Here is a 19,440-nt window from a genome sequence, read left to right as displayed (position 1 = left end):
CGTGACCCGTAACGTCCGACCGGAGGGGAAGCCGTCGTCCGGGCTGGAGGGCGTCCTGCTGCTGTCCCCGCTCCAGGAAGGCCTGCTGTTCCACTCCCTCTACGCGGGTGAGGACGAGGGCGAGGACGTCTACACCGTCCAGCTCGCCGTCGACCTCGCCGGACCGCTGGACGCGCCCCGGCTGAAGGCCGCGCTGGCCGCGCTGCTGCGGCGCCACCCCAACCTCCGGGCCGGGTTCCGCGCCCTGCGTTCGGGCAAGCCGGTCCAGTTCATCCCGGGCCGGGCCGAGGCGGGCTGGCGCGAGGCGGACCTCGCCGGGCTGGACGCGGCACGGCGCGAGGCGGAGGCGGCCCGGCTCGCGGACCGGGACCGCACCGAGCGGTTCGACCTGGCCGAACCCCCGCTGCTGCGCGCCCTGCTGATCCGCCAGGGGCCCGAGCGGCACCGCCTGGTGATCACCAACCATCACATCCTGCTGGACGGCTGGTCGACGCCCCTGGTGCTGCGGGAGCTGTTCACCGTCTACGAGCGGGGCGAGGACGCCCTGCCGCCCGTCACCCCGTACCGCGACTATCTGCGGTGGCTGGCCGGGCAGGACCGCCCGGCCGGCGAGCAGGCCTGGCGCAAGGCGCTGGACGGGGTGGGCGAACCCACCCGGCTGACCCCGGCCGAGCCGGGCCGGGCGCAGCGCATGCCGGACCGCGTCGAGACGCTGCTGCCCGCCGACCTCGCGGACGCCGTGCGGCGGCTGGCGGCCGGGCACGCGGTGACGCTGAACACGGTGCTCCAGCTGGCCTGGGCCGTGGTACTGGGGCGGCTGACCGGGCGGGACGACGTGGTGTTCGGCGCGACCGTCTCCGGCCGGCCCGCCGAGGTGCCCGGCGTGGAGTCCATGGTCGGACTGTTCATCAACACCGTTCCGGTGCGGGTCAGGCTCCCGGGCTCCGAGCCCTTCGCCAAGGCCCTGGTGCGGCTTCAGAACGAACAGTCGGACCTGGGACCCCACCAGTACCTCGGCCTCAGTGACATCCAGGCCCTCACCGGGGTCGGCGAGCTGTTCGACACCACGCTGATCGTCGAGAACTTCCCCGTGGACCCCGCCACGGCCGCCCGCCTGGACTCCGGTCTGCGGCTGGTGGGCGCCAAGGGCCGGGACGCCACGCACTATCCGCTGACGCTCGTCGTGGCGCCCTCGCCGGACGGGCTGCGGATGCGGGTGGACCACCGGTCCGACCTGCTCGACCGCTCCATGGCCGAGTCGGTGGCGGCCCGCCTGGAGCGGGTGCTGCGCGCTGCGGTGGCGACGCCGGATCTCATGCTCGGGGACATCGACGTGCTGGGCGCGGCCGAGCGGGAGCGGCTGCTGCTGCGCCGCAACGACACCGCGCGCGAGCTGCCGCCGCCGCTGGTGCCCGCGCTGCTGCGGGCCCAGGCGGACCGTACGCCGGATGCGGTGGCGGTGTCCGATGGGGAAGCGGCGCTGTCGTACGCGGAGCTGGACGCGCGGGCGCGCGCGGTGGCCGGGCTGCTCGCCGGGCACGGGGCCGGCCCGGAGTCGGTGGTGGCGCTGCTGGTGCCGCGTTCGGCGGCCGCGGTGGTGGCGATGGCGGGCGTCATGACGGCGGGGGCGGCGTTTCTGCCCGTGGACGTGGACTTCCCGGCCGAGCGCGTGGCGTATGTGCTCCACGACGCGTCCCCCGCCGTGGTGGTGACCACCCGTGAGGCGCGTGACCGGCTGCCCGCGGACCTGGACGTCCCGGTCGTGTTGATCGAGGACGCGGACGGGGAGCCGCTGCCCCCGGTGGCGGTGGCGCCAGGCCACCCGGCGTATGTGCTGTACACCTCGGGCTCGACGGGGCGTCCGAAGGGTGTCGTGGTGTCGCACGGGGCGCTGCGCAACCTGCTAGCGGCGATGTCGCCGGTGGAGCCGGTGCCGGGCGACCGGTGGCTGGCGGTGACGACCTTCGGGTTCGACATCTCGCTGCTGGAGGTGTTCCTGCCGCTGCTGTCCGGCGCCGAGGTGGTGGTGGCGGGCCGTGAGGTGGTGCGCGACCCCGTGGCGCTGGGCCGGACGGTGCGGGAGCGGGGCGTGACGGTGATGCAGGCCACGCCGAGCCTGTGGCGGGCGCTGCTGGAGGCGGACCCGGAAGCGGTGGCGGGGCTGCGGGTGCTGGTCGGCGGCGAGGCGCTGGACGGGACGCTGGCCTCGGGGCTGGCCTCGCGCGCGGTGTGGGTGCGCAACATGTACGGGCCGACGGAGACCACCATCTGGTCGGCGAGCGCGCCGGTCGAGGCGGGCGGCCCGGTGGCGATCGGCCGGCCGCTGGCGAACACCCGGGTGTATGTGCTGGACCAGGGGCTGCGCCTGGCGCCGGACGGGGTGGCGGGGGAGCTGTATGTGGCGGGTGCGGGGGTGGCGCGGGGGTACCTGGGGCGGCCCGGACTGACGGGTGAGCGGTTTGTGGCGGATCCGTTCGGCCCGCCGGGGGCGAGGATGTACCGCACCGGCGATGTGGTGCGCTGGACGGGGCGGGGCGCGCTGGAGTTCCTCGGCCGCGCCGACGACCAGGTCAAGGTCCGCGGCCACCGGATCGAACTCGGCGAGGTCGAGGCGTATCTGCGCGCCCGGCCCGGGGTGACCGACGCGGTGGCGGCCGCCGTCCCCGGCCCCGAGGGGCGGCCCCGGCTCGTCGGCTATGTGGTGGGGGCGGCGGACCCCGGGGAGATCCGGCGGGCCCTGGGCTCCGTCCTGCCGGAGTATCTGGTCCCCTCGGTGGTGGTCGGCCTGGACTCCCTCCCGCTGACCCCGAACGGCAAGGTGGACCGCAAGGCGCTGCCCGCGCCCGAGGCGGCCGGGGCCGGCCGGGGGCCGCGCACGGCGCGCGAGGAGATCCTGTGCGGGCTGTTCGCCCAGGTGCTGGGCGTGGCCCGGGTGGGGATCGACGACGGCTTCTTCGACCTGGGCGGCCACTCGCTGCTCGCCACCCGGCTGATGGCGCGGATCCGCGCCACGCTCGGCGCGGACCTGCCGATCCGCGCGCTGTTCGAGTCGCCCACGGTGGCCGGTCTGGCGCCCCGCCTGGACGGCGGCAGGACCGAGGCGCGGGCGCCGCTGACACCCCGCCCGCGACCGGACGCGATTCCGCTGTCCTTCGCCCAGCGGCACCTGTGGTTCCTCAACCGCCTCGATCCGGCCAGCCCGTTGTACAACCTGGCGTTGACGGTGCGGCTGCGCGGCGAGCTGGACCGGGCGGCGCTGGAGGCCGCCCTGGGCGATGTGGTGGCCCGCCACGAGAGCCTGCGGACGGTGTTTCCCGCCGTCGACGGGGAGCCCCGCCAGCGGGTGCTCGACGTCCAGGAGCTGCCCACCCCGTTGCTGCGCACTCTCGACGTGGCCGAGAGCGAGCTCGCCACGGCGGTCGACTCCGTACGGACCGGCTTCGACCTCACCGCGCAGCCGCCGCTGCGCGCGACGCTGCTGGCGCTGAATCCTCAGGAACACGTCCTGGTGGTGGTGTTGCACCACATCGCGGGCGACGCGTGGTCCGTCGGCCCGCTCGCCGCCGACCTGGCCGCCGCGTACGCGGCGCGGCGCGGCGGCGAGGCCCCTGGCTGGGACCCGCTGCCGGTCCAGTACGCCGACTACACCCTGTGGCAGCGCGAACTCCTCGGCGACGACGGCGACCCCGACAGCGAGCTGTCCCGCCAACTCGCCTACTGGAAGGGCGCCCTGGCCGGGGCGCCCCGGAAACTGACGCTGCCCACCGACCGCCCCCGGCCGGACGCCGGCACCCACCAGGGCGGCGTGGTGCCGTTCACGGTCGCCCCCGAACCGCACTCCGCGCTGCTGAAGCTGGCCCGTGCCACCGCCACGACACCGTTCATGGTGGTCCAGGCGGCGCTGGCCGCGCTGCTGACCCGGCTCGGCGCGGGCGAGGACATCCCGATCGGCACCCCCGCGGCCGGGCGCGACGACGCCGCGCTGGACCGGCTGGTGGGCTTCTTCGTCAACACGCTGGTGCTGCGCACGGACACCTCCGGCGACCCGACCTTCCGCGACCTGCTCGCCCGGGTGCGGGAGACGGACCTGGCCGCGTACGACCACCAGGACCTGCCGTTCGAGCGGCTGGTGGAGGAGGTCAACCCGGAGCGTTCGCTGGCGTACCACCCGCTGTTCCAGGTCCGCCTGGTGCTGGACGACTTCGACCGCGAACGGGTGCGGCTCGACGGCCTGACCAGCGAGGGCGGCGTGGACACCCCGCTGGCCGAACAGGCGGGCCGGGCCAAGTTCGACCTCCTGGTGCAGGCGGCGCAGCACCGTGCCGAGGACGGCGCCCCGGCTGGCATCGCCGGGACCATCACCTACGCGGCCGATCTGTTCGACCGGGAGACGGTGGAGGCGCTCGCGGCGCGGCTCGTGAGGTTCCTGGAGTCAGTGGCGGCCGATCCGGGGCTGCGGATCGGCCGGGTGGAACTGCTGGACGCGGCCGAGCGGGACGAGGCGCTGTCGCTGCGGAACGACACCGGGCACGAGGTGGCGGCGGGGTCGTTCCTGGAGGTGTTCCAGGAGCGGGTGGCGGCGGCGCCGGAGGCGCCGGCGGTGGTGAGCGGCCCGTCGGGCCCGGCCGGTGCGCTGACCTACGCCGAGCTGGACGCGCGGGCGAACCGGCTGGCGCGGGTGATCCGCGGCCAGGGGGTGGGCGCCGGGTCGCTGGTGGCGCTGGCGCTGCCGCGTTCCGCGGACGCGGTGGTGGCGATGGTGGCGGTGCAGAAGGCCGGGGCGGCGTACGTACCGCTGGACCCGGACTCCCCGGGGGCGCGGCTGGCCCTGGTCCTGGCGGACGCGCGGCCGTCGCTGGTGGTGACCCGCGCCGGGGTGGAGCCGGTGTGGGGGGCGACCCGGGCGCTGGTGCTGGATGCGCCGGAGACGGTGGTGGCGCTGGCGGAGGCGAGCGACGAGGACCCGGGTGTGCGGGTGTCGGCGGGCGATGTGGCGTATGTGGTCTATACGTCGGGTTCGACGGGGCGGCCGAAGGGGGTGGTGGTGGAGCAGGGTTCGTTGGTGGATTACGTGGTGCGGTGTGTGGTGGCGTATCCGGGTTTGGCGGGGCGGACGTTGTTGCATTCGCCGCTGTCGTTCGACTTGGGGTTGACGGGGTTGTACGGGACGTTGGCGGCGGGTGGCTGTCTGGTGGTCGCGGATTTGGATGAGCGTCTTTCGGTGCCGGGCGGGGTGACGTTCGCGAAGGTGACGCCGAGCCATCTGCCGGTCCTTCAGGAGTTGCCCGAGGCCTGTTCGCCCACGGGGCAGCTGGTCATCGGGGGCGAGGCGCTGAGCGGTGGTCGGCTGTCCGCGTGGCGGGCCCGGCATCCGGGCGTCGAGGTGGTCAACCACTACGGCCCGACGGAGGCCACGGTGGGCTGTCTGGATCACCGGATTCCGGCGGGGGCGGTGCTCTCGGACGGCGCGGTGCCGCTGGGCCGGCCCATGTGGAACACCCGGGTATACGTCCTGGACGCGCGGCTGTCCCCGGTGCCGGACGGCGTTCCGGGGGAGCTGTATGTGGCCGGCCGTGGCGTGGCGCGCGGGTACTGGGGCCGTCCGGGGCTGACGGCCGAGCGGTTCGTGGCGGATCCGTTCGGCCCGCCGGGATCGCGGATGTACCGCACCGGGGACCTCGCCCGCTGGACGCGCGCCGGCGTGGTGGAGTTCCTCGGCCGGGCCGATGATCAGGTGAAGGTGCGCGGCTACCGGATCGAGCCGGGCGAGGTCGAGGCGGCGGTCGCCGCGCTGCCCGGGGTGGACCGGGCCGTCGCCCTCGTACGGGAGGACACGCCCGGAGACCGGCGGCTGGTCGCGTACGCCGTGCCCGCCCCGGGCGCGAGCGTGGCCGCGGCGGCGGCGCGCCGCGAGCTGGCGTCGGTGCTGCCGGAGTACCTGGTGCCGTCCGCCGTGGTGGTGCTGGACTCGCTGCCGCTGACGCCCCACGGCAAGGTCGACCGGGGCGCGCTGCCCGCGCCCGAGGCGGCCGGGGCCGGCCGGGGGCCGCGCACCCCCCGGGAGGAGATCCTGTGCGGGCTGTTCGCCGAGGTGCTGGGCGTGGCGCGGGTGGGGATCGACGACGGCTTCTTCGACCTGGGCGGCCATTCGCTGCTCGCCATCCGGCTGCTGTCCCGCATCCGCGCCACGCTCGGGGCGACGCTGCCCATCCGCGCGCTGTTCGAGACGCCGACGGTGGCCGGTCTGGCGCCACGCCTGGACGGTGGCCGGACCGCGGCGCGCGCGGCGCTGACGCCGCGCCCCCGGCCGGACGCGATTCCGCTGTCCTTCGCCCAGCGCCGCCTGTGGTTCCTCAACCGGCTCGATCCGGCGAGCCCGTTGTACAACCTGGCGTTGACGGTGCGGCTGCGCGGTGAGCTGGACCGGGCGGCGCTGGAGGCCGCCCTGGGCGATGTGGTGGCCCGCCACGAGAGCCTGCGGACCGTCTTCCCCGCGACGGACGGCGAGCCCCGCCAGCGGGTGCTGACCCCGGCCGAGGTGCCCGGCCCGCGCCTGCGGACCGCCCACATACCCGGCACCGCGGACACCGACGACAGCCGCGTGGCCGCGGCCGTCTCCCCCCTCGTCGGGGAGGGCTTCGACCTGACCTCGGAGCCCCCGCTGCGGGCCACGCTGCTGACACTGAGGCCCCGGGAACACGCCCTGGTCGTGGTGTTGCACCACATCGCGGGCGACGCCTGGTCGATCGAGGCCCTCGCCACCGACTTGGCCTCGGCCTACGCGGCGCGGCGCGGCGGCGAGGCCCCCGCCTGGGCGCCGCTGCCGGTCCAGTACGCCGACTACGCCCTGTGGCAGCGCGAACTCCTCGGCGAGTCGGGCGATGCCGACAGCGAGCTCTCCCGCCAACTGGCCTACTGGACGGGCGCCCTGGCGGGCCTGCCCGAGGAGCTCGCCCTGCCCACCGACCGGCCCCGCCCCGCCTCGGGCCCCCAGCGGGGCGCGGGGCTCCGCTTCTTCCTCGACGCCGAGCTGCACGGCCGGCTGCTGGCGCTCGCCCGGGAGAGCGGCGCCAGCCTGTTCATGGTGGTGCAGGCGGCCCTGGCGGCGACGCTGACCCGGCTCGGCGCGGGCGAGGACATCCCCATCGGCACCCCCGTGGCCGGGCGCGGCGACGCGGCCCTGGACAGGGCGGTGGGCTTCTTCCTCAACACGCTGGTGCTGCGCACGGACACCTCCGGCGCCCCCACCTTCCGCGAGTTGCTGGACCGCGTCAGGGCGACGGACCTCGCCGCGTACGACCACCTCGACCTGCCGTTCGAGCGGCTGGTCGAGGAGGTCAACCCACGGCGGTCGCTGACCCGTCACCCGCTGTTCCAGGTGATGCTGACGGTGCGGAGCACCCGGGCCGCGGAGCTCGCGCTGCCGGGCCTGGCCGTCGCCGGCGTGCCGGGCGAGAGCCGGTGGGCCCGGTTCGACCTGTCCTTCGGCCTCGGCGAGCTGCACACGCCGAGCGGCGAACCGGGCGGTCTCGAGGGCGTGGTCGACTACTCCACCGAGCTGTTCGACGCGGCCACGGCCGCCTCGGTGCTGGAGCGTCTGGAGCGGGTGCTGCGTGCCGTGGCGGACGGGCCCGACGTGCGGATCGCGGACATCGAGATCCTGGACGTCGGTGAGCGGCAGCGGCTGCTGTACGGCCGCAACGACACGGCCGCACAGCAGCCGTCGCCCCTGATACCGGCGCTGATCGAGGCTCAGGCGGCCCGTACGCCGGAGGCCGCCGCCGTGTCGTGCCGGGGCGTCACCCTCTCGTACGCGCAGCTCTCCGCCCGCGCGAACGGCGTGGCGCGCCTGCTGGCCGCGCGGGGCGTCGGCCCGGAGTCGGTGGTGGCGCTGGCCGTGCCGCGCTCGGTGGACGCGGTGGTGGCCATGGTCGCCGCGGGCCGGGCGGGCGCCGCGTTCCTGCCGGTCGACCTGGACTTCCCGGCCGGGCGGGTGAGGTTCGTCCTCGGCGACGCGGCGCCCGCCGTGGTGCTGACGGTGCGCGCGGCGGTGCCGCGGCTGCCCCAAGATCTGGGCGTACCGGTGGTGGTGCTCGACGAGGTGGAGCCCGCCGAGCGGCCGTCGCCCGCGGTCGCGGTGCGGCCCGACCACCCGGCGTATGTGCTGTACACCTCGGGGTCGACCGGGCGGCCCAAGGGCGTGGTCGTCTCCCACGGGGCGCTGCGCAATCTCGTGTCGGCGGTGGCCCCGTCGGTGGCGGTGGCGCCGGGCGACAGCTGGCTGGCGGTGACCACGTTCGGGTTCGACATCGCTCTGCTGGAGGTGTTCCTGCCCCTGGTCTCGGGCGCCCGGGTGGTGGTGGTCGAGCGTGACGTGGTGCGCGACCCGCGCGAGCTCGGCCGCGAACTGCGCGCGCGGGCCGGGTCGGTGATGCAGGCGACGCCCAGCCTGTGGCGCGCGCTGCTGGACGCCGACCCGGAGGCCGTCGACGGCCTCCGGGCGCTGGTCGGCGGCGAGGCGCTGGACTCCTCGCTGGCGTCGGCGCTGGCGGGCCGGGCCGCCTCGGTACGGAACATGTACGGGCCGACGGAGACCACCATCTGGTCCACGAGCGCGCCCGTGGCGGCCGAGTGCGCCGACGGGCCGCCGCCCCTCGGCACACCGCTGGCCAACACCCGCTGCTATGTGCTGGACGCGAGGCTGCGCCCGGTGCCGGACGGTGTCGCGGGCGAGCTGTACCTGGCGGGCGACGGTGTGGCCCGCGGCTACCTGGGCCGGCCGGGCCTGACCGGCACACGGTTCGTGGCCGACCCGTACGGGCCGGCCGGGGCGCGGATGTACCGCACGGGCGACCTCGCGCGCTGGTCGGCCGGCGGTGCGCTGGAGTTCGCCGGCCGCGCCGACGACCAGGTCAAGGTCCGCGGCCATCGGATCGAACTGGGCGAGGTGGAGGCGTATCTGCGCGCCCTGCCGGGCGTGACGGACGCCGTCGCCGCGGTGCTGCCGGGCCCGGACGGCCACCCCCGGCTCGTCGGGTACGTGGTGGGAGGGGCGGACGAGGGCGGCCCGCGGGCGGCGCGCGAGGCCCTGGCCGCCCGGCTGCCGGCCCACCTGGTGCCCTCGGTGGTGGTGGCGCTGGACGCCGTCCCGCTGACGCCGAACGGCAAGACCGACCGCGGGGCGCTGCCGGCGCCGGAGGCGGGCGACGCGGCGCGCACGGCCCCCCGTACCCCTCAGGAGGAGATCCTGGTCCGGCTGTTCGCCGATGTCCTCGGCGTGCCCGGGGTCGGAGCCGACGACGACTTCTTCGACCTGGGCGGCCATTCGCTGCTGGCCACCCGGCTGGTGGCGCGCGTCCGTGCCGCGCTGGGGGTCGAGCTGCCGATCCGGGCCGTGTTCGAGGCGCCCACCGTCGCGGGTCTGGCGGCGTACGCGGGCCGGGCCGCCTCCGCCCGGCGGCGGCCCGCGCCCCGGCCGCGGCCGGATGTGCTGCCCCTGTCGTTCGCCCAGCGCGGGCTGTGGGTGCTGAACGGGCTGGGGGAGACCGGCCCGCTGTACACCATTCCCCTGGTGGCGCGGTTGCGCGGGGAGCTGGACCGGGCGGCGCTGGGGGCCGCGCTGGGCGATGTGGTGGCCCGTCACGAGAGCCTGCGGACCGTCTTCCCCGAGACCGACGGCGAGCCCTGCCAGCGGGTGCTGGACCCCGCCGAGGTGCCCGGCCCGCTGCTGCGGACGGTCGAGGTCGGGTCGCGGGACGGCCTGGACCGGGCGATCGCCGCCGCGCGCGGCGGGGGCTTCACGCTCACCGCCGAGCCCCCGCTCAGGGCGACGCTGCTGGTGCTGGGACCGCGCGAACACGTCCTGGTGCTGGTGGTGCACCACATCGCCGGTGACGCCGGGTCCGTCCGGCCGCTGCTGCGCGATCTGGCCACCGCCTACACCGCCCGGCTGGCCGGCGAGGCGCCCGGCTGGGCGCCGTTGCCCGTCCAGTACGCCGACTACGCGCTCTGGCAGCGGGAGCTGCTGGGCGACGCCGGCGACCCGGACAGCGAGATGTCACGGCAACTCGCCTACTGGGCCCGGACCCTGGCCGGCCTCCCCGAGCAGCTCGCCCTGCCCGCCGACCGGCCCCGGCCCCCCGAGCCCAGCCACCGCGGCGGCGTGGTGCCCTTCGAGCTGGACGCCGCGCTGCACCGGGCGGTGCTGGCGCTGGCGCGCTCGCGCGGGGCCACGGCGTTCATGGTGCTCCAGGCGGCGCTCGCCGCCGTGCTGACCCGGTCGGGGGCGGGCGAGGACCTCCCCCTCGGCACCGCGCTGGCCGGGCGCGGCGACGAGGCGCTGGACGGCCTGGTCGGCCTCTTCACCACCATGCTGGTGCTGCGGACCGACACCTCCGGCAACCCCTCGTTCCAGGAGCTGCTGGACCGCGTGCGGCAGACGGACCTGGCGGCGTACGCGCATCAGGACGTGCCCTTCGAGCGGGTGGTGGACGCGGCCGCCCCGGCGCGGTCGCCCGCGTACCACCCGCTGTTCCAGGTGGCCCTGGTGCTGGACAACTTCGCCCGCCCCGACGCGGCGCTGCCCGGGCTGAGCGCAGTTGACGAGGACGCCGGCGAGGACGCCGACGACGGCATGGACGCGCCCGTGGAAGGCCCCGGGAGGGCGAAGTTCGACCTGTCCGTGCGGCTGCGCGAGCGGCGCTCGGCCGAGGGCGCCCCCGCGGGTCTGACCGGATCCCTCGCCTATGCGCTCGACCTGTTCGAACCGGCCACGGCGGCCGCGCTGGCGGCGCGGTTCGTCCGGCTGCTCACCGCCGTCGTCGCCGACCCGGGCCGCCCGATCGGCGAGGTGGAGATCCTGGCCCCGGCGGAACGCCGACAGCTGCTCCACGGCTGGAACGACACCGCCCGGCCGCTGCCCGGCGCGCTGCTGCCGCGGATGTTCGAGGAGCAGGCGGCGCGCACCCCCGGCGCCCCGGCCGTGCGGTGCGGGGACACCACCGTCTCGTACGCGGAGCTGAACACGCGCGCCAACCGCCTGGCCCGGCTGCTGGTCGCGCGGGGCGCGGGTCCGGAGCGGCGGGTGGCGCTGATGGTGCCGCGCTCCGTGGAGATGATCGTCGCCGTGCTCGCGGTGCTGAAGTCCGGCGCGGCCTATGTGCCGGTGGACAGCGCGTACCCGGCCGACCGGATCGCCTACATGCTGGCCGACGCCCGCCCGGAACTCCTGGTGACCACGGCCGGGACGGCGGACACCCTGCCCGAGCAGGCGCCCGGCACGCGGGTCGTCCTGGACAGCCCGGCCACGGTGGAGGAGTCGCTGAGCCTGTCGGGCACGGACCTCACCGACGCGGACCGCCGGGCACCGCTGACCCCCCGCACCCCGGCGTATGTCATCTACACCTCGGGCTCCACCGGGCGCCCGAAAGGCGTGGTCGTGGAGCACCGCTCCATCCCCAACATCGTGCTGGCCAGGATCGGGACGTACGGGATGGGGCCGGGCAGCCGGGCGCTCCAGTTCGCGTCGCTGAGCTTCGACGCCGCCATGTCCGAGATCTGTACGCCGCTGAGCGCGGGGGCCTGCCTGGTGCTGGGCCCGGCCGACATGCTCGCCCAGGCGGACCAACTGCCCGAGCTGATCCGGCGCTACGGGATCACCCACGCCACGCTGCCGCCGGCGATCCTCACCCGGCTGCCCGCCGACAGCCTGCCGTCCGTGGTGAACCTGGTGATCGCGGGCGAGGCGGCCCAGCCGGGTCTGGTGCCCAAGTGGGCCTCCGGCCGGCGGATGTTCAACGCGTACGGGCCCACGGAGACCACCGTCTCGTGCACCATGGCCGGTCCGCTTCCGGCCGTGGACGGGATACCGCCGATCGGCGGCCCGCTCCCCAACCTGCGCACCTACGTCCTGGACGACCTGCTGCGGCCGGTCCCGCCCGGGGTCCCCGGCGAGCTGTACGTGTCGGGAGCCGGCGTGGCCCGGGGGTATCTGGGGCGTGCCGGGCTGACGGCGGAGCGGTTCGTGGCGGACCCCTTCGGGCCCGCCGGGGACCGCATGTACCGCACGGGCGACCTCGTACGGTGGCGGGCCGACGGGCAGCTGGAGTTCGTCGGCCGCGCCGACGGCCAGGTCAAGATCCGCGGATACCGCATCGAACTGGGCGAGGTCCAGACCGCGTTGGAGTCCCTCCCGGAGGTGGCCCAGGCGGTCGTGACCGTACGGGAGGACCAGCCCGGCCACAGGCGTCTGGTGGGGTATCTGCGGCCGGCCCCGGGCGCCGGGGCCGACGCCGCGCGGCTCCGCACCCGGCTGGCGGAGCTGCTGCCCGACTACATGGTTCCGACGGCGCTGATGACGCTGGAGCGCATACCGCTGACGGTGAACGGCAAAGTGGACCACAAGGCGCTGCCCGCGCCGCCGGCACCGCGGCGGACACCGCCGGAGGCCGACGCGGGACCCCGCCCCGGCACCCGCCCGGAGGACATCCTGTGCCAGGTCGTCGCCGACGTCCTCGGCCTGCCGCGGGTCGGGCCCGACGACAACTTCTTCGCCCTCGGCGGGGACAGCATCGCCGCCCTCCAGGCCGCCAGCCGGGCCCGCCGGGCCGGCCTGGTCCTCACCCCCCGCGACCTCTTCCGCCACCAGACCGTGGCCGAACTGGCCGCCGCCGTACGCGAGCCCGAGCAGCGGGCGGAGGAGCCCCGGGGCGACGGCGTGGGCGCCGTGCCGCCGACCCCCGTCATGCGCTGGCTCGCCCAGCGGCGCGGACCCGTGGCGCACCTCAACCAGTCGGTGCTGCTGGCCGTCCCGCCCCTGGGACTCCCCGCGCTCACGGCCGCCGTGCAGTGCCTGCTCGACCACCACGACGCGCTGCGCGCGGTCCTCGTCGGCGCCCCGACGGGCGTCACCTGGGGGCTCAAGGTCACTCCGCCGGGCAGCGTACGGGCCGAGGACCGCATACGGCGGGTGGACATCGGCGGCCACCCGGACGGCTCCGCGGAGCTGTCCGCCGTGGTGGCCGCGGAGGGCGAGGCCGCGCGGCTGCGCCTGGACCCGGAGGCCGGGTCGCTCCTCCAGGTGGTCTGGTTCGACGCCGGGGACGACCGGCCGGGCCGCCTGCTGCTGATCGCCCACCACCTGGTCGTGGACGGGGTGTCCTGGCGCGTCCTGGTGCCCGACCTGGTGACCGCCTGGCGGACCGCCGAAGACGGCGGGACGCCCCGGCCGGCCCCGGTCGGCACCTCGCTGCGCCGCTGGGCGCAGCTGCTCCTCGCCGAGGCCCAGAGCCCGGAGCGGGCCGCGGAGCTGGAGCTGTGGACGGACATGCTGGACGGGCCCGATCCCCGCCTCGGGGCCGAGACGTTCCGCCGCACCCGGGACACCCGGGCCACGGCCGAGCACCTGACCGTGACCGTCCCCGCGGACATCACCGACGCCCTGCTGACCGCCGCACCGGAGACCTACCGGGCCCGGATGAACGAGATCCTGCTGACCGGCCTCACGCTCGCCGTGGCCCGCTGGCGGGAGCGCCACGGCTGGGGTGACGGCCGTACCCTCCTGGTCGACGTCGAGGGACACGGCCGGGAGCAGATCGCCGACGAGGTGGACCTCTCCCGCACCGTCGGCTGGTTCACCAGCATCCACCCGCTCCGGCTTGACCCCGGGGAGGTGGACCTGGACGAGGCGCTCGCCGGGGGCCGGGCCACCGTGGCCGTCCTGAAGCGGATCAAGAGCCGGATCAGGGAACTCCCCGACAACGGCCTCGGATACGGGCTGCTGCGCTATCTCAACCCGGACACCGCCGCGCTGCTCGCCCAGTACGGCACCCCGCAGATCGGATTCAACTACCTGGGCCGGATGAACGGCGGCGGGCTCGACGAGAACCCCGAACCCGCCGGATGGTCGGTCGCCGCACACCCCCAGGTCCGTCTCGACCCGTCCGACGGCGAACTGCCCTTCGCCCACGCCCTGGAGATCGGCGCGGTCACCCGGGACAGCCCGGACGGGCCGCGGCTGAGCGTCAACTGCTCCTGGCCGGGCGCCCTGTTCACCGCGGCCCAGATCCAGGACCTGGCCGACACCTGGCTCACCGCGCTGCGCGCGCTGGCCGACGGGGCACGCCGCCCGGGCGCCGGCGGACTCGTCCCCGCCGATCTCCCCCTGGTCCGGGCCACCCAGGCCGAGATCGACACCTGGGAGGCGGAGCCCGGCGGGGTGGCGGACGTGCTGCCGCTCTCCCCGCTCCAGGAAGGGCTGTTGTTCCACGCCCTGTACGCCGACACCGGCCCCGACGTCTACACCATGCACATGAGGCTGGACCTGGAGGGCCCGCTGGACGGCCCCGCGCTGCGGGCCGCGGCGCGGGCCGTGCTGGAGCGCCACCCGAATCTGCGCGCCCGCTTCCGCCACCGGGCCGCGGGCGACGCGGTGCAGATCATTCCGCGCCAGGCCGAGCTCGCCTGGGAGGAGACGGACCTGTCCGGGCTGGCCGAGCCCGAGCGCGGGGCCGAACTGGACCGGCTCACCGAGCGGGCCCGTCACCACCGCTTCGACCCCGGCCGCCCGCCGCTGCTGCGGTTCTGGCTGATCCGGGTCGAGGACGAGCGGCACCGGCTGCTGGTCCTCAAACACCACATCCTGCTCGACGGCTGGTCCGTACCGATCTTCCTGCGGGACCTGATCACGCTCTACCACCACCGCGCCGACCCGGCGGCCCTGCCCCCGGCGGTGCCGTACCGGAACTATCTGACCTGGCTCGCCGCCCAGGACCCCGCGGCGGCCGAGGACGCCTGGCGCCGGGCCCTGGCCGGGCTGACCGAGCCCACCCTGCTGGCACCCGCGGACGCCGGCCCCCCGGACCGGGCGCCCGAGACCGTGGTCCGCCTGCTGCCGCCCCCGCTCACGGCGGCGCTGCGGGACCACGCGGCCGACGCCGCGGTCACCGTCAACACGATCCTCCAGGGGGCGTGGGCGGTGCTGATCGGACGGCTGCTCGGCCGCGACGACGTGGTCTTCGGGACGACCGTCTCCGGCCGCCCCCCGGAGATCCCCGGGATCGAGTCCATGGTCGGCCTGTTCATCAACACCCTCCCGGTACGGGTCAGGCTGGACCCGGCCCGGAGCTGGCGGTCGGCGGTGGCCCGGCTCCAGGAGGAGCAGTCCGCCCTCAGCGCCCACCACCAGCTCGGACTGGCCCGCGTCCAGCAACTCGCAGGGCTCGGCGAGCTGTTCGACACCCTGGTCGTGTACGAGAACTTCCCGGTCGCCCCGGCCGGCGACCAGCCCGCCACCGGGCCGCGCGCCACCGCCTCGGAGAGCCGCGCCGCGGCGCACTACCCGCTGGCCCTGGTCGCCGTCCTGGCACCGGCCGGGCTGCGGCTGCGGCTCGACTACCGGCCCGAGCTGTTCGACCGCGCCGCCGCCGAGGAGCTGCTGGACCGGCTGGTACGCGTGTTGGAGGTGGTCGGCGCGGACCCGGACCGGCCGGTCGGCCGGATCGGCGTCCTCGGCCCGGACGAGCGGCGGCAGCTGGTCGACGGGTGGAACGGCGCCGAAGCGCCGCCGCCCCCGGGGCCGATGACGATCCACCGGAGATTCGCCGACGCGGTGGGTCGGGGCCCCGACGACACCGCCGTCCGCCACGGCGACCTTCGGCTGACCTACCGCGAGCTGGACCAGCGGGCCAACCGGCTGGCCCGGCTCCTGGTGGAGCTCGGCGTGCGCCGGGAGACCCGGGTCGCGGTGGAGCTCGACCGCGGCCCCGACCTGATCGTCGCGGTGCTGGCCGTCCTCAAGGCCGGGGCGGTCTATGTGCCGCTGGAGCCCGACCACCCCCGGGAGCGGCTGCGGCTGCTGCTGGCCGAGACGGCCGCGCCGGTGCTGCTGACCGACCGGGTGCGCGCCGAGACCTGGGCGGCCGAGCCCGCGGACGGGGTCACAACGGTCGCCGTGGACGCGGATCCCGGGCTCGCCGCCCAGGCCCCGACCCCGCCCGAGGTCACCGTGGACCCCGGCCAACTGGCGTACGTCATCTACACCTCGGGCTCCACCGGCACCCCCAAGGGCGTGGCGGTCACCCACCAGAACGTGGTGGAGCTGGCGGACGACCAGTGGTGGCGGCTGGACCCGGCCCACAAGGTCCTCTTCCACTCCCCGCACGCCTGGGACGCCTCCACCCTGGAGTGGTGGGTCCCGCTGCTGAACCACGGCGAGATCGTGGTCGCCCCGCCCGGCAGGCTCGACCTGGACGCCCTCGCGGAGCTGGTGGTCACGGAGCGGATCACCGGGCTGTGGGCCTCGGGCGGGCTGTTCCGGCTGCTCGCCGAGGAGCACCCGGAGTGCTTCGCCGGGCTGCGGGAGGTCCGTACCGGCGGCGACGTGGTGCCCGCGTACGCCGTCCGCAAGGCGCTCGCCCACTGCCCCGACACCTGGGTCACCGCGGGCTACGGGCCCACCGAGACCACCGTGTTCTCCACCCGGCACTCGATGCGCGCCGGTGACCCGGTGCCCGAGAGCGTGCCCATCGGCCGCCCGCTGGACGGCACCCGCGCCTACGTCCTCAGCCCCTGCCTCGAGCCGCTGCCCGTCGGGGTGGTCGGGGAGCTGTATCTGGCCGGCTCCGGGGTGGCCCGCGGCTACGAGAACAACCCGGCCATGACCGCCGAGCGCTTCGTCGCCGACCCCTTCGGCCCGCCCGGCACCCGGATGTACCGCACCGGCGACCTGGTGCGATGGCGCGCGGACGGCCTCATGGAGTTCGCGGGCCGGGCCGACGAGCAGGTCAAACTGCGCGGCTTCCGGGTGGAGCTGCGCGAGGTGGAGATCGCCCTCAGCTCCTGCGGCGGCATCGGCCAGGCGGTCGCCCTCGTACGGGAGGACCGGCCCGGCGACAAGCGCCTGGTCGGCTATGTGGTGCCGGACTCCGGCTCCCCGGCCCCGGACCCCGCCGCGCTGCGGGCCCGGCTCGCCGGGCGGCTCCCGGACTTCATGGTGCCCTCCGCCCTGGTCGTGCTCGACGCGCTGCCGCTGACGGACCACACCAAGCTGGACCGCTCGGCCCTCCCGGCCCCCGAGTACCACACGGAGCCGGCCCGCCGGCCGCGCAGCCCCCAGGAGGAGGTGCTGTGCGGGCTGTTCGCCGACGCGCTCGGCGTCCCCGAGGTCGGCATCGACGACGACTTCTTCCTGCTCGGCGGCAACTCGCTGACCGCGGCCGCGCTCATCAGCCGCATCCGCACCACGCTCGGCTCCCGCCTCGGCATGCAGGCGCTGTTCACCGCGCCGACCCCCGGCGGGCTCGCGCAGCGGCTGGAGGCCGGGCTCGGACCGGACGAGCGCAACGGCCTGGAGGTGCTGCTGCCGCTGCGGACCACGGGCAGCCGTCCCCCGGTCTTCTGCTTCCACGCCGGTGGCGGCCTGAGCTGGCGCTACGCCGGACTGCTGCGCCATCTGCCGCCGGAACACCCGGTGTACGGACTCCAGGCGCGCGCCTTCGGCACGCCGGGCTACCGGCCCGCGGACATCGAGGAGATCGCCGCCGACTTCCTGGAGCGGATCAGGAGCGTGGCGCCCAGCGGGCCGTACCACCTCCTCGGCTGGTCCTTCGGCGGTCTCGTCGCCCACGCCGTGGCGACCCGGCTCCAGGAACAGGGCGAGGAGGTGGGGCTGCTGGCGATGCTGGACGCGTACCCGGTCGCGGAGGTCACCGCCCCGTCCGACGGGGACCGCGCGGACGAGGACGGGGAGGCGGACAACGATCTGATGCGGGCCCTGCTGGAGGTCGTCGCCCCGGGAGCCACCGCCCACGGCGATGCGCCACGGCCCGGTGAGCCGCTGACCCGGGAGGCGGTCGCACAGACGCTGCGCGCCCAGGGCAATCCGCTCACCGGCCTGCTGGCCGGCAACCTGGAGACCATCCTGCGGGCCTTCGGGGACCACGTGGCCCTGCGGCACGCCTTCAGGCCCGGCGTCTTCCACGGCGACGCGCTGCTCGTCGCCGCCCGCCCGGACGGCGGGGACGGCGCCGACGACGGCAGCGAACGCTGGCGCCCCTACGTCCGGGGGCGGGTGCTCGGCCACCGGGTCCGCTGCCGGCACGAGGACATGATGCTGCCGGAACCGCTCGCCGAGATCGGCCGGCTCGTCACCGCCCGCCTCCAGGACCCGCGTCACCACCGAACCGAGAAGGAGGCCTGATGGGACGGGAGATCTACGCGCTCGGCGAGATGCCGCCGCTCGGCGAGGTGCCCCGCTATATGCACGCGGCGCTGATCCGGCGGCACCGCTACGGCAGGCCCGCCGACGCGATCGAGATCGAGCAGGTCGAGGTGCCCCCGGTGGGCCGGGGCCAGATCCTGCTGATGGTGATGGCGGCCGGGGTCAACTACAACGGCGTGTGGGCCGCGCTCGGCACCCCCGCCGACGTCATCGCGGCCCGGCGGAAGAAGGGCGATCCGCACGACTTCCACATCGCGGGCTCCGAAGGGGCGGGCGTGGTGTGGGCGGTCGGCGAGGGCGTCACCCAGTTCCGGGTGGGCGACCAGGTGATCGTGGGCGGGGTGCGCTGGGACGAGTCGGCGCCCGACATCCGCATGGGCACCGACCCCACGGCCTCCACCAGCCAGCGCGCCTGGGGATACGAGCTGAACTTCGGCTCCTTCGCCCAGTTCACGGTGGTCGACGAGTACCAGTGCCACCCCAAGCCGGACCATCTGACCTGGGAGGAGGCCGGCTGTTTCCTCGGCGGCGGCTCCACCTCCTACCGTCAGCTGAGCGGCTGGGCGCCGCACACCGTGCAGCCGGGCGATCCCGTGCTGATCTGGGGCGGCTCCGGGGGCCTGGGCTCCATGGCGATCCAGATCGTGCGGCACTTCGGGGGGATTCCGGTCGCCGTGGTCTCCGACGAGGCCAAGGCCGACCACTGTCTGCGGCTGGGCGCCCACGGGGTGATCAACCGGCGCGAGTTCGACCACTGGGGCCGGCTCCCGGACGCCGAGGACACCGCGGCGTTCCAGTCCTGGCTGGAAGGGGCGCGGGCCTTCGGGCGCAGGATCTGGGAGGTGCTGGGCGAGCGCCGCTCGCCGCGCATCGTGCTGGAACACCCCGGCCGGGACACCCTCGCCACCTCCGTGTACGTCTGCGACAACGCCGGGATGGTGGTCACCTGCGCCGGCACCAGCGGCTACAACGGCGATATCGACCTGCGCTTCCTGTGGATGTTCCAAAAGCGCCTCCAGGGCTCGCACGCGGCCAATGTGCGGGAGACCCGGGCGATCATCAACCTGGTGGCCTCGGGCCGGATCGACCCGTGCATGAGCCAGGTGACGCCGTTCCAGGAGATCGGCGCCGCGCACCAGCTCGTGTACGAGAACAAACACCCGGCGGGGAACACCGCGGTGCTGGTGAACGCACCCGGGCCCGGCCTGACCGGGATGCCCTGA

The 19,440-nt window shown here is 75.6% G+C and carries 2 protein-coding genes; both read left to right on the top strand.

Translation table 11 applies throughout. The features are described from left to right. Position 1 precedes the first annotated feature (1 nt). Positions 2-18,196: a non-ribosomal peptide synthase/polyketide synthase gene (locus tag ABTY62_RS13585; RefSeq protein ID WP_352129578.1), complete on the top strand. Its 18,195-nt coding sequence runs from the start codon at positions 2-4 to the stop codon at positions 18,194-18,196. Next, entirely contained in the window at positions 18,196-19,440 is a 1,245-nt protein-coding gene (gene ccrA, locus ABTY62_RS13580) for a crotonyl-CoA carboxylase/reductase (RefSeq protein ID WP_352129577.1), read from the top strand. The genes ABTY62_RS13585 and ccrA overlap by 1 nt, the downstream gene beginning before the upstream one ends.

Origin of the sequence: Streptomyces sp. NPDC097640 (genome assembly GCF_040302705.1) — a bacterium.
In the GTDB taxonomy this organism is placed as follows: Bacteria; Actinomycetota; Actinomycetes; order Streptomycetales; family Streptomycetaceae; genus Streptomyces.
The sequence above is the reverse complement of the archived record's forward strand: the minus strand, read 5'-3'. Positions and strand labels throughout refer to the sequence as shown.

Excerpts from the sequence above, each read along its gene's own strand:
- ccrA (WP_352129577.1), top strand. The coding sequence starts at position 18,196 with ATGGGACGGGAGATCTACGCGCTCGGCGAGATGCCGCCGCTCGGCGAG.